The sequence below is a fragment of the Streptomyces lunaelactis genome (genome assembly GCF_003054555.1).
GTDB classification, from domain to species: domain Bacteria; phylum Actinomycetota; class Actinomycetes; order Streptomycetales; family Streptomycetaceae; genus Streptomyces; species Streptomyces lunaelactis.
This window is the reverse complement of record NZ_CP026304.1, coordinates 3,253,194-3,277,963: the sequence shown is the minus strand read 5'-3', so window position 1 is coordinate 3,277,963 and position 24,770 is coordinate 3,253,194. Positions and strand designations below refer to the sequence as shown.

General features: G+C 68.4%; 23 protein-coding genes. 17 read left to right on the top strand and 6 right to left on the bottom strand.

Going from position 1 to position 24,770, the window contains the following annotated elements; all coding sequences use genetic code 11:
* Window positions 1–195 precede the first annotated feature (195 nt).
* Complete coding sequence (locus SLUN_RS14725) at window positions 196–840, top strand: ATP-binding protein (RefSeq protein WP_108148927.1); 645 nt, start codon at window positions 196–198, stop codon at window positions 838–840.
* A gap of 18 nt (window positions 841–858) precedes the next feature.
* Here SLUN_RS14725 and SLUN_RS14720 read toward each other — a convergent pair whose 3' ends face one another.
* A complete protein-coding gene (locus SLUN_RS14720) occupies window positions 859–2,622 on the bottom strand; it encodes a DUF262 domain-containing protein (RefSeq protein WP_108148926.1) in 1,764 nt (587 codons plus the stop codon).
* A 338-nt stretch (window positions 2,623–2,960) separates the two neighbouring features.
* Here SLUN_RS14720 and SLUN_RS39445 point away from each other — a divergent pair, with 338 nt between their 5' ends.
* On the top strand, window positions 2,961–3,650 hold the full coding sequence (locus SLUN_RS39445) for a hypothetical protein (protein WP_159100254.1): 690 nt from the start codon (window positions 2,961–2,963) through the stop codon (window positions 3,648–3,650).
* 60 nt (window positions 3,651–3,710) lie between these two features.
* On the opposite strand, the gene SLUN_RS14715 is transcribed toward SLUN_RS39445, so the two are convergent.
* Genes SLUN_RS14715 through SLUN_RS14705 form a run of 3 tightly spaced genes read right to left on the bottom strand, consistent with a single transcriptional unit; the run spans window position 3,711 to window position 8,377 of the window.
* Window positions 3,711–6,851: a DEAD/DEAH box helicase gene (locus SLUN_RS14715; RefSeq protein WP_108148925.1), complete on the bottom strand. Its 3,141-nt coding sequence runs from the start codon at window positions 6,849–6,851 to the stop codon at window positions 3,711–3,713.
* A 58-nt stretch (window positions 6,852–6,909) separates the two neighbouring features.
* Window positions 6,910–7,926 (bottom strand): SEC-C domain-containing protein, encoded by a 1,017-nt coding sequence (locus SLUN_RS14710; RefSeq protein ID WP_108148924.1) that lies wholly within the window; start codon window positions 7,924–7,926, stop codon window positions 6,910–6,912.
* 28 nt (window positions 7,927–7,954) lie between these two features.
* The gene (locus SLUN_RS14705; protein WP_108148923.1) at window positions 7,955–8,377 is read right to left on the bottom strand and encodes a DUF3592 domain-containing protein; all 423 of its coding nucleotides are present in this window, start codon (window positions 8,375–8,377) and stop codon (window positions 7,955–7,957) included.
* A 63-nt stretch (window positions 8,378–8,440) separates the two neighbouring features.
* On the opposite strand from SLUN_RS14705, the gene SLUN_RS14700 reads away from it, so the two are divergent.
* From SLUN_RS14700 to SLUN_RS14685, 4 genes are all read left to right on the top strand, one after another.
* On the top strand, window positions 8,441–9,265 hold the full coding sequence (locus tag SLUN_RS14700; RefSeq protein WP_371413829.1) for a class E sortase: 825 nt from the start codon (window positions 8,441–8,443) through the stop codon (window positions 9,263–9,265).
* A 111-nt stretch (window positions 9,266–9,376) separates the two neighbouring features.
* The gene (locus tag SLUN_RS14695; RefSeq protein WP_108148922.1) at window positions 9,377–9,697 is read left to right on the top strand and encodes a DUF6412 domain-containing protein; all 321 of its coding nucleotides are present in this window, start codon (window positions 9,377–9,379) and stop codon (window positions 9,695–9,697) included.
* Between the two features lie 86 nt (window positions 9,698–9,783).
* On the top strand, window positions 9,784–10,527 hold the full coding sequence (locus SLUN_RS14690) for a YidC/Oxa1 family membrane protein insertase (RefSeq protein ID WP_108148921.1): 744 nt from the start codon (window positions 9,784–9,786) through the stop codon (window positions 10,525–10,527).
* A 124-nt stretch (window positions 10,528–10,651) separates the two neighbouring features.
* Entirely contained in the window at window positions 10,652–11,512 is an 861-nt protein-coding gene (locus tag SLUN_RS14685; RefSeq protein ID WP_108148920.1) for a fumarylacetoacetate hydrolase family protein, read from the top strand.
* 167 nt (window positions 11,513–11,679) lie between these two features.
* On the opposite strand, the gene SLUN_RS14680 is transcribed toward SLUN_RS14685, so the two are convergent.
* Both SLUN_RS14680 and SLUN_RS14675 read right to left on the bottom strand, forming a co-directional pair.
* Window positions 11,680–12,159: a heme-degrading domain-containing protein gene (locus SLUN_RS14680; protein ID WP_108148919.1), complete on the bottom strand. Its 480-nt coding sequence runs from the start codon at window positions 12,157–12,159 to the stop codon at window positions 11,680–11,682.
* Window positions 12,156–13,253 (bottom strand): Gfo/Idh/MocA family oxidoreductase, encoded by a 1,098-nt coding sequence (locus SLUN_RS14675; RefSeq protein WP_108148918.1) that lies wholly within the window; start codon window positions 13,251–13,253, stop codon window positions 12,156–12,158. Before SLUN_RS14675 ends, SLUN_RS14680 begins: the two co-directional genes overlap by 4 nt.
* A gap of 80 nt (window positions 13,254–13,333) precedes the next feature.
* Here SLUN_RS14675 and SLUN_RS14670 point away from each other — a divergent pair, with 80 nt between their 5' ends.
* The 11 genes from SLUN_RS14670 (at window position 13,334) to SLUN_RS14620 (ending at window position 24,649) form a co-directional block, all read left to right on the top strand.
* On the top strand, window positions 13,334–14,437 hold the full coding sequence (locus tag SLUN_RS14670; RefSeq protein WP_254710355.1) for an ROK family transcriptional regulator: 1,104 nt from the start codon (window positions 13,334–13,336) through the stop codon (window positions 14,435–14,437).
* Window positions 14,438–14,573: 136 nt separating this feature from the next.
* Entirely contained in the window at window positions 14,574–15,497 is a 924-nt protein-coding gene (locus SLUN_RS41135) for a hypothetical protein (protein ID WP_257153726.1), read from the top strand.
* Window positions 15,498–15,527: 30 nt separating this feature from the next.
* Window positions 15,528–16,292, top strand: a complete 765-nt coding sequence (locus SLUN_RS14660) for a GntR family transcriptional regulator (RefSeq protein WP_108148916.1) — start codon at window positions 15,528–15,530, stop codon at window positions 16,290–16,292.
* Window positions 16,293–16,447: 155 nt separating this feature from the next.
* On the top strand, window positions 16,448–17,569 hold the full coding sequence (locus SLUN_RS14655) for a TIGR03364 family FAD-dependent oxidoreductase (protein ID WP_108148915.1): 1,122 nt from the start codon (window positions 16,448–16,450) through the stop codon (window positions 17,567–17,569).
* Window positions 17,563–18,261, top strand: coding sequence for a phosphonatase-like hydrolase (locus SLUN_RS14650; RefSeq protein WP_257153918.1), 699 nt, complete (start codon window positions 17,563–17,565; stop codon window positions 18,259–18,261). The genes SLUN_RS14655 and SLUN_RS14650 overlap by 7 nt, the downstream gene beginning before the upstream one ends.
* On the top strand, window positions 18,258–19,346 hold the full coding sequence (locus tag SLUN_RS14645) for an ABC transporter ATP-binding protein (RefSeq protein ID WP_108148914.1): 1,089 nt from the start codon (window positions 18,258–18,260) through the stop codon (window positions 19,344–19,346). The genes SLUN_RS14650 and SLUN_RS14645 overlap by 4 nt, the downstream gene beginning before the upstream one ends.
* Window positions 19,347–19,377: 31 nt before the next feature.
* A complete protein-coding gene (locus SLUN_RS14640) occupies window positions 19,378–20,232 on the top strand; it encodes a 2-aminoethylphosphonate ABC transporter permease subunit (RefSeq protein WP_108154743.1) in 855 nt (284 codons plus the stop codon).
* Window positions 20,219–21,016 (top strand): ABC transporter permease, encoded by a 798-nt coding sequence (locus tag SLUN_RS14635; RefSeq protein ID WP_108148913.1) that lies wholly within the window; start codon window positions 20,219–20,221, stop codon window positions 21,014–21,016. The genes SLUN_RS14640 and SLUN_RS14635 overlap by 14 nt, the downstream gene beginning before the upstream one ends.
* A 14-nt stretch (window positions 21,017–21,030) precedes the next feature.
* On the top strand, window positions 21,031–22,089 hold the full coding sequence (locus SLUN_RS14630) for a 2-aminoethylphosphonate ABC transporter substrate-binding protein (RefSeq protein WP_108148912.1): 1,059 nt from the start codon (window positions 21,031–21,033) through the stop codon (window positions 22,087–22,089).
* Between the two features lie 166 nt (window positions 22,090–22,255).
* Window positions 22,256–23,797 (top strand): alkaline phosphatase family protein, encoded by a 1,542-nt coding sequence (locus tag SLUN_RS14625; RefSeq protein WP_108148911.1) that lies wholly within the window; start codon window positions 22,256–22,258, stop codon window positions 23,795–23,797.
* A gap of 72 nt (window positions 23,798–23,869) precedes the next feature.
* Window positions 23,870–24,649, top strand: coding sequence for an HAD-IIA family hydrolase (locus SLUN_RS14620; protein ID WP_108148910.1), 780 nt, complete (start codon window positions 23,870–23,872; stop codon window positions 24,647–24,649).
* Window positions 24,650–24,770: the final 121 nt, after the last annotated feature.

Below are 24,770 nucleotides of genomic sequence, written 5' to 3'. Positions count from 1 at the left end.
GCCCTTCGTGTCGTCTCCCGAGCGTGCATGCCTCAGCGCTGCGCGGACAAGACGGCGCACGCCAGGGGCGCACAGCCTTTCTCGCGCTCCCACAAGTAACCAATGAGAGTTCCATTTTGGAAGTTCCAATGTCACGCTTAAGGAGCAAGAGGCTACACAACGCAACGGCCGTGGTTCGCCGGAGGATGGGCAGAAATGAACGAGTACCGCTGTGACGTACCGCGCAAGGCCTGGGAGCTCCCCTTTCTGGCCGAGGCTCAAGAGATCGCCGGGCTACGGCGCGTGATGCGTCTCCACCTCAGCCGCTGGGGCCTGGCCAACTTGATTGATGCGGCTCAGCTCTGCGTGACCGAGCTGGTCGCCAACGTCGTCCGGCATGTTGGCCCGCAGACGCCCACGACGCTCGCAGTCTCGATGAACGGGACGAACCTCCGCATCGAAGTCCACGACCCTGACACGCAGGCGTTGCCCACACTCATGGCGGCGCGAAGTGACGATGAAGCCGGCCGTGGCGTGGCTCTTGTGGACGCTACTGCCGATCGGTGGGGCGTTGCGATGCGCGCCGACTCCAAGGTCACTTGGTGTGAACTGGCGACCGACCTGGAGTCCCCGAACGGGCACGCAGGCGGCGCTCGGAATGACGAAACTGAAGCGCTTCTGGCGCTCTATCAGATGTGCCGTTCTCCATACGTGTTGGGCAGTGGTCGGCGCGGGATGGCGATGATGGAGGAGGCGGCGATTGATCTGATCGCCGACCTCCTCCACTGGCTCAGCGCCCATGGGGGTGACGCTGACTGCGCGCTCGACGAGGCCCAGACGAGGTTCGAGGCATGCCTGTAAGGCCTGCCCGGTCTTGGGCTAGCTCGGGAGCTCGCGAGCCTCACGGGGCCAGACATCGATGGCGATCTTGGCGAGGTCCGCCTGGCGCTCCTCTATCCCCCGGATGCGCCAACGGCCCGCCGTGGAATCCCACAAACGGTCGATCCCAGTGTCCTGCGTGATCAGCAGCGAGGAAGCGCTGTACGCGTCAACCTTCTCAGGATGGGCCTTGTTTGACGCGGCTCGATTCTTCCGGCCGTGCAGCAGTGTCTGGTTGCCGAGCCTGTTGACCCAGGCTGGGTGGTCTTCGAGGCGGAGTTCCGCCTCGGGCGACTGGGGGTAGATGTGCTCGACGTGCACGGCGCTCGAGCTCGCCACGACGACATCGTCCACGCCTGCTTCGCGCCTTAGATGCTGCTCGATCTTAGTGAGCAGGTACCTGGCCTGAGTGCTCTTGGGTATGGGGGCTTGCTCGAAGTCAGACTGGAACGCCTCGTCGTCAGGTGTCCAGTCGATGATCTGCTGGACCGCCGCTGTCAGGTGCCCGCCGTTGTTCACCTGCTTGGCGAGGTCAAACAGCTTCTCCTCTAGGAGTGTGGACTCGCGGCGGCCAACGACCGTCCAGCGCACGTAGTAGCTGATTAGCGCACGCGTCACCGTGGCCATCTCGCTGTAGTCGGACCTTTCCGAAACGGCAAGTAGCAAGGGATAAGAGGCATCGGCGCCGAGGGCCTTAATCTCGTCCAGTAGATTGTCGAGAGTCTCTAGGCCCGTGCCCGAAGTGATCAACTCAAGATAGCGACCCGAGGCGTTTTGAAGCTCGGCTGCGAAGGTCCGTACTTCGTATCGTGGGGTCACCAACTCAAAACGTTGTGTCAGGTCGGCTCTGATGGTGGTGTAGAGGCTATGTGATCTGACGTCGCCGTGCCGGGCGACCCAGAAATGTCGTAGGAACTTCTCTATGTCCTCGCGTCGCTCGAAGCCGTCGAGCAGCGATCGCCATGCAGTGTTCACCCGATTCTTTTCGTCGTCATCTCTGCTCTTTTCCATAAGGAAATTCCGAACGAGGTCGACTGTAGACAGGTCCTTTCCGCGAGAATTGATGGTTTCGAATACCTCATTAGCGTCGCTGGAGGTAGGCGTCTGCACTTCGACGAATACCAAGCCCTTTACCAGGCAGTCTTTGAGTTCGTCAAGCCAGTCTAGGCGGTCGTCCTCCATTGGGATTCCGTCGAGCGCTGAAGCTATGTGTGAGTGGAAGAGTGCACTTGCGTCCTGTATGAGTTTATGTGAAGGGCGGGAAGGCTTTTCTGTGTTTGCAACTTTCCCCGTGGTCTCATTCCAGTCCTGAATGAAATCCCGGAAGAAGTCGCGATCGAACAGGGAGAGGGTCAAGAAGTGCTGTGGGCGGGAGTGGCGTCCATCCTTTCGGGCGATGTAGTCGCGTTGGATGTTGTTCGCCATCACCCGGGCTTCGGTGGATGCCATTTTGCCGAGGATGTCTCGAATGGCGGCGATGAGTATCGTGGAAGTGGTGAGGCGCTGCTGTCCATCCAGGAGTGAACGACTCGTCACCTTGTCGTCCGTGATGGTTACGATGGGGCCGATGAAGTATTCGGCCGATGCCTCGCTTCCGGTACGGCGAGCCTTCATGAACTTCTGGATGTCGGACCAGTACGTGTCTACCTCTCTCTTCCCCCATGCGTACTGCCGCTGGCTGTCATTGGGCACTTCTACGGGCGGATTGTTGGCTCCGATGAGTTGCCCAAGAGTCTGGCGGGCAGCGTGCTTGATGATCGCCATAGATTCCCCTCCCCGAGTTTTGGTAGACGATAGCGCCCGGTGTGCGTGCTCGAGCGAAACGGTTCAGTTGGTAGGCCGAGGCCATTGAGCGAATCGTCGCAAATCGCACCTTTCGTACTTGATCATCTGGTACTTGGAGGTAACCAGTCATCTCGTTGTCCCATGCGTGGCACCTGTGGGACTCAGGCGATTCGGCTGATAGTTTTGTCACTTGCTGGATGGGTTAGTGACACGGTGGAAAATGGGGAGGGGTTTTGGGGACGAGCCCGCATAGCCTGCACGGAATTCTTGTGAAGGTGTGCGAATCGGGGGCGCCGACGTTCCGCGAGGGATGGTCTGTGGCCCTCGATGCGGAGTGGGATTCAGGCGAGTTTGCTCGTCGGCATGCCGAGGTTTCCTCTCTGCTGTCAGAGACAATTGAGCAGATACAGGCACTGCCAGAGCGTTCCAGGGTTAGATTTTCGCGATACTATTCGCAATGGTGGTCAGCCATCGTGCAGCCGAACGCCGGTTGGGTGGACCCGGCACGTCCTGCGCGGGCGCTGATCAATCAAGAGATGCTCGACCATCTTGAGTCAGCGGCGGACCTAGTAGCGGAGGTTTTGTTCGGTACCAGTTCGGCTCCTCGAGGCGATAACCTTGAAGCGCTGAGTGAGAGTTGTAATTCGTGGCTTGCGATACTCGCTGAAACGCCAGATTCTGAGTTGCCTGCAGAGCTCAAGGGCCAGATAGTTCATCAGATCCATCACCTCGTCTGGCTCATAAGTAACGTAGAGCTCTTCGGCGTTGCTCGAGTGTCACGCGAGACGAGTAGCGTGATCGGCTCACTGGCTCAGGCTTCGACTGCCTTGGCCGGCGGTGACGCTGAGACAGGAGGGAAATGGAAGCGGGCACTTCTGGGATTTGTGGCGGCATCGGTCGTATTCACGACAGGCGCAACCCAACTGCAGACCGCGATCGAGGCAGGTTCGGGGGCAGTGAAAGGGATCACTCAGGTAGTGGACGCGGTCACGAACTCCGTGGAGTGATCCTGTATTTGGTCAAGCTCGACCCTTGAGGGTTCTGTACCTGACAACGGGACAGGGGAGCTAGCCTGCAGCAATTGCGGAGTAGGTCCACACATCGGCCGGGATCTCGTGCCGCAGCTCCCAGATGATGCCCATGGGCTTGCTGCCCTTGTGTTCCACGTACTCGGCGGGGCCCAGTAGCATCCACGGCTGAGGTCCGCCGATGTCCGTCTTCTTGAAACGGCGGACGAAGAGGAGGACGTGGGAGCCCTTTTCCTTGTGGGACTGATAGCGGACGCCGGTGGGGGAGGTCTCGGAGGTCTGGTTCTGGGACTCCCAGTGAAAGAGAACCTCGTTCATGGTGTAGTCCTTGTACCGGGTCTGCGGGGAGAAGTCCTTCTCGTCCTTCTCAAGCGTGATCAGCAGCGCATCGGTCTGGATGCTCTCGCACCACTTCACGCCTTCCCGGAAGTGGCCGGGCATGAAGCCACCGATGAACGACTGGCCCAGAGCCGGGAGGATCTCCTCGCGGCTGTACGAGGCGTGCACCGTGAGCGGGAGGCTGGCGAGGTCTTCAAGCAGGGGCACCGGGACGTGGTCTGCGTGGTCTAGGACGTGGGCTAGGACCTGGCGGAGCTCGTCGCGGAAGGCATGCTGCGGGCGGAGTGTGTCCAGGGCTTCTTGGTAGGTGGCGAAGCCCCCGAGGGGCCAGAGGGAGAAGTAGAGCATCCGCGTATACGCCTGTTCGCGCTCATCGAGGTCGTCGTAGGCCGGGGCCTCGTCCTCGAGGAATTTGGTGTACGCCGCTACCCGCTGTGGGTCGTCTACGTGGAGGAACGCCGAGACGCGCTTGAGAAGAGCCTCCTCGCCTTCCGGGGCACGGGAGTTGAGTAGTTTCGCGCGCCGGAGAAGGCCCGTCCAAGAGTTGCCGTTGCCCCGGTAGATCTCCTTAGGTGAGCGTCCGCTCTCCTTGAGGTAGGACGAGAGCCGTGGCTCGCCGTACTGGCCAACCTCACGGGCGAGCTGCGTGACATTGACGCTGATCTGACTGCGGATGTTGTCGATGATCAGCTCTTTGGCCTTGGACTCAAGGACGATCTGGCAGCCAGAAGGCAGCCGGGGGAAGTCTTGCTCAATGTTGGCGAGCAGACGGTTGCGCGTCAGATTTGTCAGAGATCGGAACTGCTCCTCGAAGCGGAACTCCTTGCGGTGCTGCCCGATGAAGTCCAGGACCGTGAGCACCGCCTTGCCCTCGCTCCTTCGCAGCCCGCGCCCCAGTTGCTGAAGAAAGACGGTGGCGCTGGACGTTGGGCGTAGGAGGAGCAGCGTGTCGACGTCTGGGATGTCCAGACCTTCATTGAAGAGGTCGACCGAGAAGATGACCTGCAACTCGCCGGCCTTTAGAGCATTGAGCGCCGTCTTGCGTTCCTCACGAGGCGTCTCACCCGACAGGGCGACAGCGTTGAGTCCGGCACGGCGGAAGAAGTCGGCCATGAAGTGAGCGTGCGCGACGGACACGCAGAACCCAAGAGCACGCATGGAGCCAGGGTCGGTAACCTTGTCCATGACCGCTTGCACGACAAGGCGAGCGCGGGCGTCGTTCCCTGTGAAGAGGTTGCTGAGCGCCGAGGCATCGTAAGAGCCGCGCTTCCAAGTGATCGCGGTCAAATCGGTGTTGTCGGTGACCCCGAAGTAGTGGAATGGGCTCAAGAGATCATTCTCAAGCGCCTCCCACAAGCGCATTTCAGCTGCGATTCGCCCGTCGAAGAACTCGTCCTGGACGTTGCGACCATCCATGCGTTCCGGCGTGGCTGTGAGACCGAGCAGCTCAACGGGAGCGAAGTGGTCGATGATCCGTCGGTAGGTGGGTGACACACCATGGTGGAACTCATCGATGACGACAACGTCGAAGTGGTCTGGAGCGAAGCGCTCCAGTGAGCGAGCGTTGAGGGACTGGACGCTGGCGAAGACGTGCGTCCACTCCTCGAGGACGACGCTGCTGTGCAACTCCTCGCCGAAATTGGCATCGACCAGCACGTCTTGGTACGTGCGAAGGGACTGCCGAAGGATCTCCTGGCGGTGAGCGACGAACAGCAGCCGCAGGTCCCGCCCGTACTTCTGTCGCAGGTGCTTGTAGTCGAGAGCGGCCATGACGGTCTTGCCAGTGCCCGTTGCGGCGACCAACAAGTTGCGGTGCCGATCGTGGATCGTGCGCTCAACCTCGAGCCGCTCCAGCATGTCGCGCTGGTGAGCGTACGGGCGAACCTCCAGCCCAGACAGGGTGATGTGACGTCCCTCGGGGGCGCTGGTACCGCCGCCCGCCAAATGAAGTGCTTCATCGAGCCGGGCGGAGTCTTGCGCCGGGTCGTAAAGCTCGAATGCAGACTCGCTCCAGTAGGAGTCGAAGGTCGCTTCAAACTTGCGCAACACATCGGGAGTGGCGATGGAGGAGAGGCGGACGTTCCACTCCAGGCCATCGAGGAGTGCGGCCTTTGACAGGTTCGAGCTCCCGACATACGCGGTGTCGTAGCCGCTGTTGCGCCGGAAAAGCCAAGCCTTCGCGTGGAGGCGTGTTGACCGCAGTTCGTAGTTGACCTTGACCTCGGCGTTGAACCTCTGGACCAGCCTGTCCAGCGCTCGTCGCTCGGTAGCACCGATGTACGTGGTCGTGATGACGCGAATGGGAACGCCTCGCGCGTGTGCCGATTCGAGGGACTGCTCGATGACGCGAAGCCCATGCCACTTCACGAAGGCACAGAGCAGGTCTACACGGTCCGCGGTCGCTAGCTCAGCACGCAATTCAAAGCCGAGGCTCGGATCCTCTGGGGAGTTGGTGATGAGCGCAGTCTCGGACAGGGGCGTCGCGGGTCGGATCGCGTACACGCCCTTCGCTTCCTGCTCTGCGATGGCGAGCAACTGACGTGGGCCGTCAGCGACCAGGTCCACCCACTCCCGCGCCCCCTCGATCGTGTTCATCGATTCCAGGATGTGGTTGGCCGCGTGAACCCGCTCCGCCGCAGGCAGCCTCTCCAGCACCCGTCTCATGGTTTCCGCGACGTGCCGTGCGATGACATGGGGCGACGACTCCGGTCCCACCTCGTCGTCGATGGCGTGCCAGCCGCTACCTGCACTGAGAATCTTGAGCTGGTTCTCAAGCCGCAAGGTGATCAGCTGCTCGTACAGCCCGGCGACCGGCTCATTGGCATCGACGGAACCCGTCATCGCGTTTCCCTCCCCGTTCAGACCCTCCTAGAGATATCAGGTGTCACTGACAGCAGCGTCAGATCTGCTCCGTACCGTGGCAGTCCCGGTACGCCGCCCCCGACCCGCACCAGCACCCCGCCCCCTTCGCCGGTGGCCATGCCGCCGCCCGGCCCCTTGCCGCCAGGACCGTCGCGTACTGCGGCAGCAGGTCCGCGTTCGAGGGGGCCGACTGTTCCGAGGCCGCGAAAGCCTCGTACGACGGGACCGTTGCCGTCACGATGCCCAGGTTCTCCGTGCCCGTCGACGACAGGTCCCGTAGCGAGGCCTCGATGTCCGTCAGGTGTGCCCTGTGCGTGGGGTATTCGGATTCCAACTCGGGGTACGCCGCGAGCAGTTCGTTCAGCTCGGGCTTCGGCCAGTGGAGGACCGCCACCGGGAACGGGCGGGAGAGCGCCGAGCGGTACGAGCCCAGTTCGGATCGCAGGAGGGCGATTTCCGCCTGGAGTTCGGCCGGGTTTTCCGAGCCGAGGGCCCACAGGCGCTTCGGGTCGTGGAGTTCGTCCAGGGAGATGTCCGCCGTGTGGGCCGTGTGGACCGTGTCGGCCAGTCCGTCCCACTCGTCGTGCGGCAGGCCCAGCAGGCGGCGTACGCGGTGGCGGCCCGTGAGGAGGGACTGGGTGGCGTACGGGACCTCGTCCTCTCCAGCGGGGAGGAGCAGGGTGACCGCCGTCGTGAACGAGTCGTGGGACGCCTCGAGCTCGTCGTGCGACTCCAGCGTCTCCGCGATGATCTCCCAGGGTGCGGCGTCGGCCGGGGCCGATGCGCGGATGCCGGCGATCAGGGCGCGGGCCTCCGCCTCGTGGCCGTACTCCCAGAGGTTGGCCGCCTGGAGAGCCTTGATCAGAAAGGGGTGCTCGGGGTCGGCCGCGAGCAGGCGGTCGTAGAGGGTGGAGGCACGCTCGCGGTCGCCCGCCAGCTCCAGGTGGGCCGCGGCCTGGAGGAGCAGTGGCTCATGGTCCTCGGGGTACTGCGCGGCGGTACGCAGCAGGCGCTCGGCTTCGGTGGTGTGATCGGCAGGCGTGTCGGGGCGCATGGTGGACACCGTACTGCTGTACGGGGGTTCAGAGGGATGAGCCGATTCTCACGAGTACCGCCGTGAGCGATCCCAGCCAGAGTGCCGTGCCCAGAGCCAGCGCGAAGAGCGCGTTCGAGCGGGCGGCCGGGGAGTCGAGCTGGGCGTGCTGCGGGTTGCCCGGGGTGTAGAGGACGCGGACCTGCGAGCCCTCGGGAAGCCGGTGCGGGGCGCCGGAGTTGTCGATCAGCGGGTGCTCGACCTCCGTGCCCTCGTCGGTCGTCCAGCGCACGACCGGATGCGCCGTGGAGTACGACGCCTCACGCGTGGCTATGTGGCTCGTCACCGTGCCCAGGGCGCTGCGGCCGGTGCTGCGTACGAGCTCCGCCAGGATGTAGTTCGTGCCTTGTACGGCGCAGATCGTCACGCCTGCGAGGAACGGTACGAGGGTCAGCAGCCAGAAGGGACTCATGGGGCGCCATCGTAGGAGGTCATGGGTCTGGTGAGTTGATGTGGGAGCCCCTATCGTGCCGCCGTGCGGGAGCGGCAGCGGGACCGGCGGCAGGAGCGGATACGGGTCGTGGCGCAGGGGCGCGCCGCGCGGCGGCGGGTGTCGCTCGCCCGTGGGCTGTGGACCGGTGCCGAGGTCACCGTCACCCTCGGCGTCGTCGTACTCCTCCTCGTCGTCCATCAGCTCTGGTGGACCAACCGGCAGGCCCGCGAAGGCGCGGGGCGTCAGGTGCAGGCCCTGGAGCGGGACTGGGGGCGGGGCCCACAGGGTCAGGCGCCCTCCCTTGCGCCGCCGCCACAGGAACCGGACGAGGCCGTGCAGGGCGAGACGGGCGGGACCGGCGAGACGCCGGACCGTGGGGAGGCCGAACGCCCCGGCCGCGCCACCGCCCCCCGCTGGGACCAGGCGTACGCCATCCTCCGCATCCCCCGGCTCGGCGTCGTCGCCCCCGTCGCCCAGGGGATCGGGAAGAGGGGAGTCCTCGACAAGGGGTATATCGGGCACTATCCGCAGACCGCCCAGCCCGGCCAGGCCGGGAACTTCGCCGTCGCCGGGCACCGCAATACCCACGGCGAGCCCTTCCGGTACATCAACCGGCTCAGGAGCGGGGACGAGGTACGGGTCGAGACGCGGGAGGCGGTCTACCTGTACGTCGTGGACAAGGGGCTGGCGCAGACCGCGCCCCGGGACACCGGAGTCATCGCGAACGTGCCGCGCAGCACCGTGAAACCCTCCGCCGGGTACAGCGAGCCCGGGTACTACCTCACCCTCACCACCTGCACCCCCGAGTACAGCTCCACGTACCGGCTTGTCGTGTGGGGGAAGCTGAAGTCCATGCGGCCGCGCTGAGGGTCCGCCCCGAGGCCGATGGTGCGTGGACGCCGATCGTGTATAACGGCTAAGGGTCTACAGGTTCGAATTCGGCGTGTGTGTGGGACACGTGCGTGAGGGAGGGGGAGCATGAACGGGCATCGTCCGACGCGGCTGCTCCGGCCCGCCGCGCTGCTGATCCTCCTCCTCGTCGAAGTCCTGCTGATCGACGGCGGCAGCCTCTCCGCCGCCGTCGCGCTCGCCGCGACCGCCACCGCTGCCGCCGGTTCCGCGCTCGTCGCCTGCGCCGTCATCAGCGCGCGCTGCGCCCCCGCCGTGCCGCGCACCCGGGTCCGCACCGCCATCCGCGACCGCGAGCAGCGCACCGCGTTCCTGCCGCAGCGCGATCCCGACGCGAAGGGCCGGACCCGGCCCCGAGCCCCCGGCCGTGCCCTCCTGACGGCCGCGTAGGGGCACCCTTTCGTTGAACCCCCTCGCGGGTCGTCATGCCGTCATGTCCTCATCCCGGCACGACGAGACCCTCGGAGGGCTCACCCATGTCCGTTTTCGCCAGCCTGGTCGCACACCTCGCCGACCTGCTCCAGCCGCTGTTCCACGCTTCCGCGACTGCCGCCGCGATCATCCTCTTCACCGCGCTCGTACGGCTCGCCGTCCATCCGCTCTCCCGGGCGGCCGCCCGTGGTCAGAAGGCCAAGGCCAGGCTCTCGCCGCAGATCGCCGAGCTGCGGAAGAAGCACGGCAAGAACCCGGACCGTATGCAGAAGGCGCTCATGGAGCTGCACGCGAAGGAGAAGGTCTCGCCGCTCTCGGGGTGCCTGCCGAGCCTGCTGCAGCTGCCGGCGTTCTTCCTGATGTACCACCTGTTCTCCAGCGGGCGGATCGGCGGCGAGCCGAACGAGCTGCTCAGCCACACGCTCTTCGCCGCGCCGCTCGGCGACCGCTGGAGCGACGCGCTCGCGCACGGCGGGGTCTTCGGCGGTGCGGGGCTCGTGTACATCGCGCTCTTCGCGATCGTCGCCGCGGTGGCGACCTTCAACTACCGGCGTACGAAGCTGCAGATGGCGGCCGCGCCGCTGCCGGATCAGGCGCCGGGCATGGGCGCGATGGCCGCGATGACCAAGGTCATGCCGCTGCTCTCCTTCGCCACGCTGCTCACCGTGGCGTGGGTGCCGCTGGCCGCCGCGCTCTACATCGTCACCAGCACCACCTGGACGGCCGTCGAGCGTGCCTTCCTCTACCGGGACATGCCGACGGCGGGCGCGCTTGCTACTGCCGCGTAAGAGTCCAGGTTGTGAACGGGGTCTTGCGGGGTGGTCCGATGTCTTGGAGGATCGGCCAATCCTCCGATCCTTCCGATGGCCGCTACCCATCGACCGGGCTCGTACTCGACAGGGGAAATACACCATGAAGCTGCTGCGTGTCGGCACTCCGGGCGCCGAGCGTCCGGCCCTGCTGGACCAGGACGGGACGACCCTGCGTGACCTGTCCGGCCTTGTCACGGACATCGACGGGGAGCTGCTCGCCGACGCGTCCGCCCTCGCCCTGATACGGGCCGCGGCGGACGCCGGCGAGCTGCCCGTACTGGACGCCGCAGGCGTACGGGTCGGGCCGCCGCTCGCCCGTATCGGCAAGGTCGTGTGCATCGGGCTGAACTACCACGACCACGCGGCCGAGACGGGCGCGGAGACCCCGGCCGAGCCGGTCGTCTTCTTCAAGGCGGCCGACACGGTCGTCGGCCCGTACGACACCGTGCTCGTACCGCGCCGCAGCCGGAAGACCGACTGGGAGGTCGAGCTCGCGATCGTGATCGGGCGTACGGCCCGCTATGTCGAGGACGACGAGGACCCGCTGTCGTACGTCGCGGGGTACGCGGTCTCGCACGACGTCTCGGAGCGCGAGTTCCAGATCGAGCGCGGCGGCACGTGGGACAAGGGCAAGAACTGCGAGACGTTCAACCCGCTGGGCCCGTGGCTGGTGACGGCGGACGAGGTGCCGGACCCGCAGGCGCTCTCGCTCAAGCTGTGGGTCAACGGCGAGCTCAAGCAGAACGGCACCACGGCGGACCAGATCTTCCCGGTGGCGGAGGTCGTGCGGTACGTCAGCCGGTTCATGACGCTGTACCCGGGCGATGTGATCAACACGGGTACGCCGGCGGGTGTGGCGCTGGGGCAGCCGGAGCCGAAGCCGTTCCTGCGGGCGGGGGATGTGGTGGAGCTGGAGATCGAGGGGCTGGGGAGGCAGCGCCAGGAGCTCAAGGACGCGTAGCCCGCCTGGTGGCGGGGGTGTTGGGGGTGCGGGTGCGGTGCGGGTGCGGTGCGGGTGCCGCTGCGCGGGGCCTGTTCCCCTGCCCGCCCCTTCCCGAAACTGGGGCGCGCCCCAGACCCCGTACGGCCTCCGGCCGTGTCCTCAATCGCCGGACGGGCCAAAAGGGCTCACGCCGCGATGAAGCGGTCCAGGGCCTCGACCACCATCGCGTGGTCCTCCGCCTGGGGCAGGCCCGAGACCGTGACCGAGCCGATCACGCCCGCACCCTCGACGTTGATCGGGAACGAGCCGCCGTGGGCCGCGTACGTGTCCGGGTCCAGGCGCGAGGACTCCTCGAACGTCCTGCCCTTCTCGCGGTGCCGCGTGCCGACCAGGAACGAGCTCTCGCCGTAGCGCTCGACGACGCGGCGCTTGCGGTCGATCCACGCGTCGTTGTCGGCGCTCGACCCCGGCAGCGCGCAGTGGAACAGCTGCTGGCCGCCGCGCCGGATGTCGATCGCGACCGGCGAACGGTGCTCGCGGGCCAGCTCGACCAGCAGGCTGCCGAGCAGCCACGCGTCCTCGTATGTGAACCGGCGCAGGGTCAGCCGGCGCTCCTGGGCGACCAGCTCGTCGACGGTGAGCGGTGCGGGTGCGGGCGTGGTCACTTGGAGACCTCCACGGTGACGCCCTCGCGGGCGGAGCGGCGCGCGGCCTCCAGGACGTCCAGGGCGGCCGCCGCCTCGTGGGCGGTGACGGGCGGGGCCGTACCCTCGCGCACGGCCGTCGCGATCGCCGCGTAGTACGCCGGGTAGTCGCCCGGCAGTGTCTCGACCGGGCGGCCGCCGCCGGTCAGCGGGGACTCTCCCGCGCCGACGCGGCCCCACAGCGACTCGGGCTCCTTGCCCCAGCGCTCGTCCCCGGACCCGGACGGGCGCTTGCCGTCGCGCAGGTCCGCCTCCTGCGGGTCCAGGCCGTGCTTCACGTAACCGGCCGTCGAGCCGAGCACCCGGAAGCGCGGGCCGAGCTGCGCGGTGGTGGCGCTCGCGTACAGGTGCGAGCGGACGCCGTTCGCATGCGTGAGCGCGATGAACGTGTCGTCGTCGGTCTCGGCGCCCGGCCGGCGGACATCGGCCTCGGCGTACACCCGTACGACCGGGCCGAAGAGGGTCAGCGCCTGGTCGACGACATGGCTGCCCAGGTCGTACAGCAGACCGCCGATCTCCTGCGGGTCGCCCGACTCGCGCCAGCCGCCCTTGAGCTGCGGGCGCCACCGCTCGAAGCGGGACTCGAAGCGCTGTACGTCACCGAGCTCACCGTCCGCGATCAGCTTCTGGAGGGTCAGGAAGTCGTTGTCCCAGCGGCGGTTCTGGAAGACGGAGAGCGGCAGGCCGCGCTCCTCGGCGAGGGCGGCGAGCTCACGCGCCTCGGCGGCGGTACCGGCGATGGGCTTGTCGACGACGACCGCGAGTCCGGCCCTGAGCGCGGCGGTGGCGATCGGGACATGGGTCTTGTTCGGCGAGGCGATCACGACCAGATCGAGCTCGTCGGCCCGCTCCCACAGCTCGTCGGGCGAGTCCGCGAAGCGTACGCCGGGGAATTCGGCGAGGGCCTGCTTCTGCCGCTCCGGGTTCGACGTGACGATCGTGTCGAGGGCGAGGCCCTCGGTCGCCACGATCAGCGGGGCGTGGAAGACGGAGCCCGCCAGGCCGTAGCCGACGAGTCCGACGCGGAGGGGGGTGCGGGTGGCGGTGCCAGTCATGACTCCACTTAAGCAACGGTGTTGCCAAAGTGCAAGCGCGGTGGACAATGGGGTCTGTGAACAGGAGCGTGAGGGGAAGTATGGGAGCTACCGGAGCTACGGAAGCCACGGGCGTCGCCGGAGCGTCGGGTGCGAACCTGCCGGCGCTGCGCGGCCGCAACGCCGCGCTGGTGCTGGATCTGCTGCGTACGGCGGGGGAGGGCGGCATCAGCCGCATGGAGCTCGCCGAGCGCACCGGGCTCACCCCGCAGGCGGTCAGCAAGATCACGGCCCGGCTGCGCGAGGAGGGCCTGGCGGAGGAGGCCGGCCGCCGCGCGTCCACGGGCGGCAGACCGGGCACGGTGCTGCGGCTGATCCCGTCGGCGGGCCACGCGGTGGGCGTGCACCTGGACCGGGACGAGCTGACGACGGTGCTGCTGGATCTGGCGGGTGCCGTCGTGGGCGCGCATACGGTTCCGCTGCACCTGGGGGTGGGGGCGCTGGCGGTGGTGGAGACGGTGGCGCGCGAGGTGGAGGCGCTGCTGGAGTCAGCACGCGTCCTCGGTGTCGGCGTGGCCATGCCCGGGCCCCTCGATCACCTCACCGGCATGCCCCAGCGCGTCACCGGGTTCCCGCAGTGGGAGGGGTTTCCCCTCCGGGACGCGCTCGCCGCGCGGCTCGGGCTGCCCGTGGTGGTCGACAAGGACACCAACGCCGCCGCCCTCGGGCTCGCCCTGCGCGGGCCCGGGGACTCCTTCGCGTATCTCCATGTCAGTACGGGGCTCGGCGCCGGGCTCGTCCTCGGCGGGGCCCTCTATCGCGGGGCGCGCACCGGAGCGGGGGAGTTCGGGCATCAGGTCATCCAGCTGGACGGGCCCGTGTGCAGCTGCGGGAAGCGCGGCTGTATCGAGGTGCTCTGCCTCGCCGCTGTCCGCCGCGGCGACCTCGACCGGGCCTCCCGCGTCCTTGGTACCGCCGCCGCGAACCTCGTCGCGCTGCTCGACATCGACCGCGTCCTGCTCGGCGGCCGTGTCATCGCCGCGGAGGCCGGGCCCTTCGTACGGGGAGTCGGTGAGCTCGTCGGCGTCCCCGTGGCCCTCGCCGAAGGCGGCGCGCACATCGTCGCGGGAGGCGCTGCGCAGCTGGTGCTCGCGCCCCTGTTCGGGCGGGCCGAGGCGTCACCCGCCGCACCGACAATAGGCTGATAGGGCGGAGTTGGCGGCTGTTCGGCCGTATGCGGACGTGGTGGGCGTGCGCTCCCACGCGGGCGTGGCAGGGTCTGGGTGCACGACCGGGTGATCCCCCGACGGTTCGTGAGCAGCCGAGCAGCAAAGGCCTCCCATGCGACTGCGCAATGCCCTCGCCGCCCTCGCCGTCGGTGTCGCCGCAGCCACGATCGCCCCTGCCGTGCTCACGGGTCCGGCGGCGACGGCCGCCGCCGCGACCGCCCGCGCCGCCGCCGACTCCCTCACGAGGCCCGCCGCCCGGCTCGCGGCCGAAGCCGCCGCAGGGACCGTGGCGGAAACCGGCGCCGCGCCCGCCCGGCCGGGGGTGGCCGCGTCCGTCACCGCCCCTGGACCCGACCGCGGACTCGGCCCCGGCCCCGTACGCCGTCCCGGTCCCGGGCAGCCCGGTGACCGCGCGCCCACCTGCGGCAAGGCCTCCGACCCGGACTTCCCCATCGACACTCGCCTGCACGGCGGCCCCACCGTGCACCACCCCGGCGGCGGCTTCCAGCAGTGGTCCGTCGACCTCGCCAACACCACCGGCGAGACCTGCCACAACATCCACCCGGTGATCATCTTCACCGGCCGCGACCGCGGTCTCACCGCTGACCGGATCACCCTGGAGTTCTACGACGACGAGGCGGCAGTGTGGCGGCCCGCCGACCTGGAGACGACCTCCGAGGACGAGGTCGCCGGCGTACTCGACGACGGCATCCCCGGCCTCGTCGTCCCGGCCAAGAAGTCGGTCACCGTCAAGGTCCGGCTCGCGCTCGCCCCGGACACCCCGCCCAACCAGGTCACGGTCAACGCCGCGATCGTGCAGCGGCAGGGCGACGACGGCGACTGGGTCGGGGAGTCCGGCGACTACCGCTTCGCCGTCCTCGACGACGACGGTTCCGGGGCCGGTGTCACCCTCGACGAACTCGCCACCACAGGCACCGGGTCCCTGCTCCGTCTCGGGGCGGCCCTCGGCGTCGTACTGCTCGGCGGCGGGGCCCTGGTGCTGACCGCCCGGCGGCTGCGCGCCTGGCGACGCTGATCGTTCACATCCGTCTGGGAGCATCCCCCGGTGGACTACCCGAACGACCAGGCGCCCGGCGCCCCTGTCCGCTCCGGCATTCCGGAGCACGGACGCATCCCGAAGTACTACGCCGTCAAGGCCCATATCTCCCTCCTGATCGAGGAGTTGGGCGAAGGAGGACTGCTGCCGACCGAGCGCGATCTCGCCGAACGGTACGAGGTCTCGCGCGAGACGGTGCGCCAGGCGCTGCGTGAGCTGCTGCTCGAAGGCCGGCTCCGCCGCCAGGGGCGGGGCACCGTCGTCGCCGGGCCCAAGCTGGAGCAGCCGCTCTCGCTCGCCAGCTACACCGAGGGCGTACGCCGCCAGGGGCGCAGGCCCGGCCGAAACCTGATCAGTCTCGACCGGTTCCCCTGCTCCGACGCGCTGGCCGCCGAGATCGGGGCGGCGCGCGGTGAGCCCGTGTGGCACATGGAGCGGGTGCTGCTCGCCGACGACGAGCGGGTCGGCCTGGAGAGTACGTACGTCTCCGTCGCCCGAGTGCCGCGCCTGGACAGCGACTTCGACCCCGACTCGTCCTTCTACGGCTATCTCCGTGAGCGGCTCGGGATCTCCTTCGGCGATGCGGACGAGCGGATCGAGACGGTGCTCGCGACGCCGCGCGAGGCGCTGCTGATCGGCGCCCCGCCGGCGCTGCCCATGCTGCTGATCCACCGCGTCTCGCGGGACACGGCGGGCAGGCCGCTGGAGCGGGTGCGCACGCTCTATCGCGGCGACCGCTTCAGCTTCACCACGCATCTGGGCAACGGGGGCTGAGCCCCGGACTCCGCATGGCGACTTCGCAGCGCGCTCTGGACGGATCGCTCAGATAACGAGAAGGTAACGGGTCTAGTCCAAGCTTGGGTGCCCGTTCACCGTCCCGTTGCTGTCCGGATTCATCCGGGTCACCAGTCCCCAGGAGCGTTGCCGTCGTGAGAGTCATCGTCGTAGGAGCCGGCGTGGTGGGAACCATGCACGCCTGGCACGCAGTGGAACGCGGCCACGAGGTCGTACAGATCGAGCGAGAGAGCGAGGCGCGCGGCGCGAGTCTGCGCAACTTCGGCCAGATATGGGTCAGCGGCCGGGCGGGCGGCGAGGAGCTCGACACCGCACTGCGCGCCCGCGAGCTGTGGGAGTCCATCGGGGAGCGCGTGCCCGGGCTCGGATTCCGGGCGATCGGCTCGCTCACTCCCGTACGGAACGACCTGGAACTGGCCGTCGCCGAGGCGGCCGTGGCCAGGCCGGACGCGGCGGCCCGCGGCTACAAGCTCGTCACAGCCGCCGAGGCGCGCCGGATCAACCCCGCCCTGCGCGGCACCTTCACCGCCGCGCTCTGGTGCGAACGGGACGCCGCCGTCGAACCGCGCCCCGCCCAACTCGCCCTCAAACAAGCCCTGTTGGCCTCCGGCCGGTACGCCTACCTCGGCGGGCGCGAGGTCCGCGAGGTGCTCGGTGCGGGATCCGTCCGCGACGACCACGGCGACATACACACCGGCGACGCCGTCGTCCTCTGCCCGGGCGCCACGCTCTCCGGTCTCGTCCGCGAGCTCGCCCCCGGCCTTCCCGTGCGCCGCGTCCGCCTCCAGATGATGCAGACCGACCCGCTCGGCGAGCCGCTCACCACCTCCGTCGCCGACGCGGACAGCTTCCGCTACTACCCGGCGTACGCGAGCGAGGCCCTGGACGCGCTCAACGCGGAACAGGCCCAGGCGCCGACCGCCGCCGCGCACAAGATGCAGCTGCTGATGGTGCAGCGCGGCGACGGCGGGCTGACCATCGGCGACACCCACGAGTACGAGCACCCCTTCGCCTTCGACACCGTCGAGGACCCGTACGAGCACGTCGCGGCCGTCGCCGAGTCCTTCCTCGGCCGGCCGCTGCCGAGAATCCGCCGCCGCTGGGCCGGGGTGTACGCGCAGTGCACCGACACCTCCCGCGTGGTGCACCGGCAGCAGGTACGGGACGGGGTGTGGCTGGTGACCGGGCCCGGGGGGCGCGGCATGACCTGCTCGCCCGCCATCGCCGAAACGACCGCGAACGAACTGGGCTGGTGAACACAGTGACGACCCGAACGAACCTTGTCGTACTGGACATGGCAGGCACGACCGTCGCCGACGGGGGCCTCGTCGAGCAGGCCTTCGCCGCGGCCGCGCAGCGCGTGGGCGCCGAGCCGGACGCGGTGCCCGGCATGCTCGACTACGTCCGCGCCACCATGGGCGAGTCCAAGATCTCCGTCTTCCGGCACCTCTTCGGCGCGGAGGCGAAGGCGCAGGCCGCGAACACCGCGTTCGAGGAGGCGTACGGGGAGCTGGTCGACGGCGGCCGCATCGCGCCGATTCCCGGCGCGCGGGAGGCCGTTGAGGAGCTGCGCGCCCAGGGCCGCACCGTCGTCCTGACCACCGGCTTCGCCCGTACCACGCAGGACGCGATCCTCGCCGCGCTCGGCTGGCAGGACCTGGTGGAACTCACGCTCTGCCCGGCGGACGCGGGTGGCCGGGGCCGGCCGTATCCCGACATGGTGCTGGCCGCGTTCCTGCGGACCGGCGCGGTGGACGGCGTCCAGCAGATCGCGGTCGCCGGGGACACCTCGTACGACATGCTCAGCGGCGTACGCTCCGGCGCGGGCATCGTCGCCGGTGTGCTCACCGGCGCGCACGACAAGCGGCAGCTCGAAACGCACGGCGCGACGCATGTGCTGGGCTCGGTCGCCGAGTTGCCGGGCCTGCTCGCGGGGGCGGACCGATGACGAGCGGCATCCGCTTCGACAGGGTGTCGGTCGCGTACGGCAAGAACGTCGTGCTCGACTCGCTCGACCTGACCGTCGAGCCGGGCGAGGTCATGGCGCTGCTGGGGCCGTCCGGTTCGGGGAAGACGACCGCGCTCCGGGCGGTCGCGGGCTTCGTGCAGCCGGTCGCGGGGCGGGTCCTCATCGGCGACCGGGACGTCACCGGGCTGCCGCCGCACCGGCGGGGCATCGGGATGGTCGTCCAGCAGTACGCGCTCTTCCCGCACATGCGGGTGTCGGAGAACGTGGCCTTCGGGCTGAAGGCGCAGAAGGCGCCGAGGCGCGAGATACCCGGCCGGGTGGCCGAGGCGCTCGAGATGACGGGCATGGCGGCGTACGCGGGGCGCTATCCGCGGGAGCTGTCCGGCGGCCAGCAGCAGCGCGTCGCGATTGCGCGGGCGCTGGCGATCCGGCCGGGGGTGCTCCTGCTCGACGAGCCGCTGTCCGCGCTGGACGCACAGCTCAGGTCCGGAATGCTCGCCGAACTGGCCCGGCTGCACAGGGAGTTGCCGGACGTCTCGATCCTGTACGTCACCCACGACCAGGTGGAGGCGCTGACGCTGGCGGACCGGATCGCGGTGATGGACAGGGCGCGGCTGCGGGACTGCGGGAGCCCGCAGGAGCTGTACCGGCGGCCGCGTACGGAGTTCACGGCGTCGTTCGTCGGCAACGCGAATCTGCTGCCGGTCACGGTGGGGTCGGGGGTGGGGTCGGGGGTGGTCTCCTTCGCCGGGACCGAACTCGAGGTTCCCACCGGGGAGGTTGCGCCGGGGGCCACAGCGACGCTGTGCGTACGCCCCCACCTGGTCGGCCTCGGGGACGGCCCGAACGCGCTGCGCGGCACGGTCGCGGAGGTCCAGTGGCGGGGCTCGACGCACCGGCTGTACGTGGACGTGGCCGGCCACCGCGTGAAGGCGGACGTCCGCGAACTGCGCGAGACCCCGGGGCTGGGCGACGAGGTGACGCTGCACTTCGCGGTGGAGGACGCGTTGCTGCTGCCGGCCGGTGCGGACGGTGGCGTTGTGGCGGAGGTGCCGGGTGTCTGACGGACCGCAGCCGCCCGCGGCCGGTGGTGGGCTGCGCCCGGCCCCGCCCGCGGCGCCCACCTCCGGCCGGGTGCCGCCCTTCGTATGGGCCCTGCCCCCCGTCGCCGTACTCGGGCTTCTCTTTCTCTATCCCCTCGCCCTCGTCGTGCAGCAGTCCTTCTCCCCCGACGAAGGCGGCACCTCCCTCGCCCCCTACTCCGACGTCTTCGCCTCCGACGCCTTCCGGGACGCCCTCACCACCACCGTCTGGCTCGCCGTCGGATCCACCGTCGGCTGTCTCGTACTCGGCTTCACCCTCGCGCTGATCATCGCCTTCGTCCCCTTCCCCGGCGGCAAGGCGGTCGCCAAGTTCATCGACGTATTCCTCTCCTTCCCCTCCTTCCTGATCACCCTCGCGCTGCTCTTCATCTACGGCACCGTCGGGATGGCCAACGGCGTATGGACCGACGTCACCGGCGTGGCCGAAGGACCGTTCCACTTCCTCACCACCCCCTGGGGCGTACTCCTGGCGGAGATCACCTACTTCACGCCCTTCGTGATGCGCCCCCTGCTCGCCGCCTTCTCGCAGCTGGACACCGCGCAGCTCGAAGTGGCCTCTTCCCTCGGGGCCGGGCCCGCCCGGATCGTCCGGCGGGTGATCCTGCCCGAGGCTCTCCCCGCTCTGGCCGCCGGCGGCAGTCTCGTCCTCGTCATGTGCCTCAACGAGTTCGGCATCGTCCTGTTCACCGGGGCCAAGGGCGTCACCACCCTGCCGATGCTCGTCTACAGCAAGGCGATCCTCGAGTCCGACTACCCGGCCGCCTGCGTCGTCGCCGTCGTCAACATCGCGATCTCCGTGGGTCTTTACAGCCTCTACCGAATGGTCAGCCGCCGTGTTGGTGCATAGCCGCAAGGGGAAGTGGGCCACCTGGGCGCTCTTCCTCGCCCTCTTCCTGCCGCTCTTCGCGCTGCCGCTCCTCGTCATCGTCGTCGCGTCGTTCTCGACGAACTGGTCCGGTGCGTTCCCCTCCGGACCGACCGCCGAGCACTACGGCGCCGCCGTCCGCGGAGAGTCCCTGCAGGCGCTGACCACCAGCCTTCTCACGGCCGTCGCAGCCAGCCTGCTCGCGCTCACCGTCGGCAGCTGGGCGGCGCTCGCGGCCGCCACGCTCAAAAAGCGCGGGCGCCGCGCACTCGACGCGCTGTTCGTGCTGCCCGTCGCCGTGCCCTCCGTCGTCGTCGGCCTCGCGATCCTCGTCGCGTTCTCCAAGCCGCCGATGCTCCTCAACGGCACCCGCTGGATCGTGATCCTCGCGCACACCGTTCTTGTCTCGGCGTTCGCCTACCAGTCGGTTGCCGCCGCCATCATCCGTCTCGACCCGATGTACGAACAGGCGGCGGCCAGCCTCGGCGCCCGACCCTCGTACGTCCTGTGGCGGGTGAGGCTCCCGCTCCTGCTGCCGTCGCTCAACGCGGCCGCCGGGCTCTGCTTCGCCCTGTCCATGGGCGAGTTGAGCGCCACGATGATGCTCTATCCGCCGGACTGGATGCCGCTGCCGGTGCTCATCTTCACCGCCACCGACCGCGGCTCGCTCTTCACCGGTTCCGCCGTCGCGGTCGTCCTGATGGCCACGACGCTGCTCGTCCTGCTCGCCGTCTCCCGTATCCGCACCAAAGCCTCTTACCGCTAGGAGCACACGACGTTATGCACAGCCACCTCAAGCCGATCGCCGCCGTCACCGGCAGCCTCGTCCTCGCCGCCTCCCTCACCGCCTGCGGCGGCTCCTCCGCCGCCTCCGACGAGAAGGTCGTCACCGTCTACAGCGCCGACGGCCTCAAGGGCGAGAACGGCGACGGCTGGTACGACCAGATCTTCAAGGACTTCGAGAAGGAGACCGGCATCAAGGTCAAGTACGTGGAGGGCGGCTCGGGCGAGATGGTGCAGCGCGCCGTCCGCGAGAAGTCCAACACGCAGGCCGATGTCATCGTCACCCTCCCGCCCTTCATCCAGCAGGCCGACTCCAAGGGGCTGCTCCAGGCGTACGAGCCCCAGGGCGCCGACAAGGTCAACGGCGCCGACAAGTCCGGTGACGGCAAGTGGACTTCGGTCGTCAACAACTACTTCGGGTTCATCTACAACAAGAAGGAGCTGACGGCCGCGCCCACCACCTGGGAGCAGCTCCTGGACCCGAAGTACAAGGACAAGCTGCAGTACTCCACGCCCGGCGTCGCGGGCGACGGCACCGCCGTCGTCATCAAGGCGATACACGACTTCGGCGGCAAGGAGCCGGCGATGGCGTATCTGAAGAAGCTCCAGGCCAACAACGTCGGCCCGTCCTCCTCCACCTCCAAGCTCGCGCCCAAGGTCGACAAGGGCGAGATCCTGGTCGCCAACGGCGACGTACAGATGAACTTCGCGCAGTCCAAGTCCATGCCGAACCTGGGCATCTGGTTCCCGGCGAAGGACGGCGGCAAGCCCACCACCTTCGCGCTGCCGTACGCCGCCGGCCTCGTCAACAAGGCCCCGCACAGCGAGAACGGCAGGAAGCTGCTCGACTTCATGCTCACCGAGAAGGCCCAGAAGCAGGTCAGCGCGGTCGGCGGCGGCTTCTCCGCGCGCAGCGACGTCAAGGCCACCGACGCCAACGCCATCGAGCTCGTCAAGCTGCTCGAGGGCGTCGAGATCTTCGAGCCGGACTGGCAGGAGATCGACAAGAACCTCGCGTCGTACGTCGACGCGTGGAAGTCCGCGACTGGCAGCTGAGAGTTCACCGCCGCCTTCTGTCCCTCCGCGGACTGTCGCGGAAGGATAACGGGTACAGACCAACGCCCCCGAGGAATCGGGGGCGTTGCTCTGCCCGCCGAGAACCCACCGAGATCCCGCCGACATCTCCACCGACACCTTCACCCACCTCTGACGGAGGAACCCGATGCCGATCAACGGCATATCCCGACGCTCCGTACTCGCCGCCGGCGCCGCGACCGCCGCGGTCGCCGCCACCGGCACCCTCGCCGCAGCCCCCGCCCACGCCGCCCCGACCCTGCCGAACGGCACCAGCAGCGACAAGGTGCTGGTCGTCGGCATGGACGGCCTGCGGTACGACAGAATCGACGCGGCGAAGGCACCGCACCTCAAGTCCCTGATGGCGAACGGGACATACGGCCTCTCCCTGCTGTACGCCAACCCGATGGCAGCCACCTCCTCCGGCCCCGGCTGGTCGACCATCTCCACCGGCGTCTGGCCCGACAAGCACGGCGTGAAGGACAACTCCTTCGCCGGCAAGAACTACGCCAAGTACCCAGGCTTCCTGGCCCGCCTCGCCCAGGTGCGCCCCGAGCTCTCGACCTACGCGGCCGTCGACTGGAAGCCCCTGGACGCACAGGACACGGTCACCCCCGGCGCCGACGCCAAGCTCGTCCTCGACGGCGACGCCCAGGGCTACCCGGCGCACGACGCCACCATCGCCACCGAGACCGAGGCGATCCTGCGCGACCAGAACCCGGACGTGCTCTTCGTCTACTTCGGCAACACCGACATCGTCGGCCACAACTCCGGTGCCGCCAGCCCCAAGTACCTCGACGCCATCGACGTACAGGACGGCTACCTGGGCCGGCTGCTCGCCGCCGTCAAGGCCCGTCCCTCGTACGCCTCCGAGCGCTGGACGGTCATCGTCGCCACCGACCACGGCCATGTCGACGCCGGCGGCCACGGCGGCAGCTCCATCGAGGAGCGGCGCACGTTCGTCCTCGCCCAGGGCCCCGGCATCGCGGCCGGCGCCCGCCCCGCCGACACCAGGCTCGTCGATGTCGCCGCCACCGTCTTCCACCAGCTCGGCATCGCCCCCGACCCCGCCTGGGGCCTGGACGGAAAGCCGGTCCAGCAGCGCTCCACCGACCCCTTCGACGCCCTCCAGCCGTCCCTGTCCGGCCGGGTCGACGAGACCGGCATCCCGGCCGGGATCCTCGGCTTCACCCACACCGCGCCCAGCGGCTGGTCCGTGATCAACAGCGCGATGGGCACCGGCGGTGTGACCGAGTGGCGCGGCTGGGCGTTCGCCACCGACGAGTTCTGGAGCCGCGCCCAGCGCGACCAGTCCCGTGAGCTCAACGTCCGCGCCCGCGGCGTCTTCGCGGTCGCCGACTCCGACGAGTGGGACGACAAGGCCAACTCGGGCGGCTACGACTCCACGCTGGTCACCCCGGCGTACAGCGTCAGCGGCAGGAGCAGGGTGACGCTGGACTTCACCACCTTCTACCGCCAGGAGGGCAGCCAGAGCGCCGAGGTCCTCGCCTCCTTCAACGGCGGCACGGCCACCGTCGTCAAGAGCTACACCACCGACGTGATCTCCCAGCCGCAGTCGCTGACCGTGAGCGTCCCGGCCGGGGCCTCCACCGTCAGCTTCCGCTTCCGCTACACGGGTTCCAACAACTGGTACTGGGTGATCGACGGGGTCAAGGTCATCGCATCGTGACTAGGCTGGGGGCGCCGCCACATCGCTGTCGCGGCGTCCCCAGCACACCGCGTACGGCAGGAGTCCGCCCCCATGGCAGAGCGCAAGCCGATCGAATCCTGGCTCACCGACATGGACGGTGTCCTCATTCACGAGGGCGTGCCTATCCCGGGCGCCGACGCTTTCATCAAGAAGCTGCGGGACACCGGCAAGCCCTTCCTGGTGCTCACCAACAACTCCATCTACACCGCGCGCGACCTGCACGCCCGGCTGGCCCGCATGGGCCTGGACGTGCCGGTCGAGAGCCTCTGGACCTCCGCCCTGGCCACCGCCAAGTTCCTGGACAACCAGCACCCCGGCGGCACCGCGTACGTCATCGGCGAGGCCGGTCTCACCACGGCCCTGCACGACATCGGGTACGTCCTCACGGACTCGGACCCTGATTTTGTGATCCTCGGCGAAACGCGAACTTACTCTTTCGAGGCGCTGACCAAGGCGATTCGGTTGATCAACGCGGGCGCGCGGTTCATCGCCACCAACCCCGATGAGACCGGCCCTTCGCCGGAGGGCGTGATGCCGGCCACGGGCTCGGTCGCCGCGCTGATCACCAAGGCCACAGGCAAGGAGCCGTATTTCGTCGGCAAGCCGAATCCGCTGATGATGCGGACCGGCCTGAATGCCATCGGTGCCCACTCGGAGACCTCAGCCATGATCGGCGACCGCATGGATACCGATGTCCTGGCCGGGCTTGAGGCTGGTATGGAAACGTTCCTTGTGCTCACAGGGTTGACGAGCAAGGCGGACATATCGCGCTACCCGTTCCGCCCGACCAACGTCGTGGACTCCATCGCGGACCTCGTCGAGCGCGTTTGATCGGCACCATCAACCGCCGAGACCCCCGCATCGACATTGCGGGGGTCTCAGACTTTCTGCACGCGTTTCCGCAGGTCAAGCCCAAACATGCTTGGTGCGTGCCAGGAGACCGTACGTACAG

Bases quoted from the DNA above. Each gene is read 5' to 3' on its own strand.
- SLUN_RS14725 (WP_108148927.1), top strand. From the start codon at position 196: ATGAACGAGTACCGCTGTGACGTACCGCGCAAGGCCTGGGAGCTCCCC.
- SLUN_RS14720 (WP_108148926.1), bottom strand. From the start codon at position 2,622: ATGGCGATCATCAAGCACGCTGCCCGCCAGACTCTTGGGCAACTCATC.
- SLUN_RS14715 (WP_108148925.1), bottom strand. From the start codon at position 6,851: ATGACGGGTTCCGTCGATGCCAATGAGCCGGTCGCCGGGCTGTACGAG.
- SLUN_RS14710 (WP_108148924.1), bottom strand. From the start codon at position 7,926: ATGCGCCCCGACACGCCTGCCGATCACACCACCGAAGCCGAGCGCCTG.
- SLUN_RS14705 (WP_108148923.1), bottom strand. From the start codon at position 8,377: ATGAGTCCCTTCTGGCTGCTGACCCTCGTACCGTTCCTCGCAGGCGTG.
- SLUN_RS14695 (WP_108148922.1), top strand. From the start codon at position 9,377: ATGAACGGGCATCGTCCGACGCGGCTGCTCCGGCCCGCCGCGCTGCTG.
- SLUN_RS14690 (WP_108148921.1), top strand. From the start codon at position 9,784: ATGTCCGTTTTCGCCAGCCTGGTCGCACACCTCGCCGACCTGCTCCAG.
- SLUN_RS14685 (WP_108148920.1), top strand. From the start codon at position 10,652: ATGAAGCTGCTGCGTGTCGGCACTCCGGGCGCCGAGCGTCCGGCCCTG.
- SLUN_RS14675 (WP_108148918.1), bottom strand. From the start codon at position 13,253: ATGACTGGCACCGCCACCCGCACCCCCCTCCGCGTCGGACTCGTCGGC.
- SLUN_RS14670 (WP_254710355.1), top strand. From the start codon at position 13,334: ATGGGAGCTACCGGAGCTACGGAAGCCACGGGCGTCGCCGGAGCGTCG.
- SLUN_RS41135 (WP_257153726.1), top strand. From the start codon at position 14,574: ATGCGACTGCGCAATGCCCTCGCCGCCCTCGCCGTCGGTGTCGCCGCA.
- SLUN_RS14645 (WP_108148914.1), top strand. From the start codon at position 18,258: ATGACGAGCGGCATCCGCTTCGACAGGGTGTCGGTCGCGTACGGCAAG.
- SLUN_RS14630 (WP_108148912.1), top strand. From the start codon at position 21,031: ATGCACAGCCACCTCAAGCCGATCGCCGCCGTCACCGGCAGCCTCGTC.
- SLUN_RS14625 (WP_108148911.1), top strand. From the start codon at position 22,256: ATGCCGATCAACGGCATATCCCGACGCTCCGTACTCGCCGCCGGCGCC.
- SLUN_RS14620 (WP_108148910.1), top strand. From the start codon at position 23,870: ATGGCAGAGCGCAAGCCGATCGAATCCTGGCTCACCGACATGGACGGT.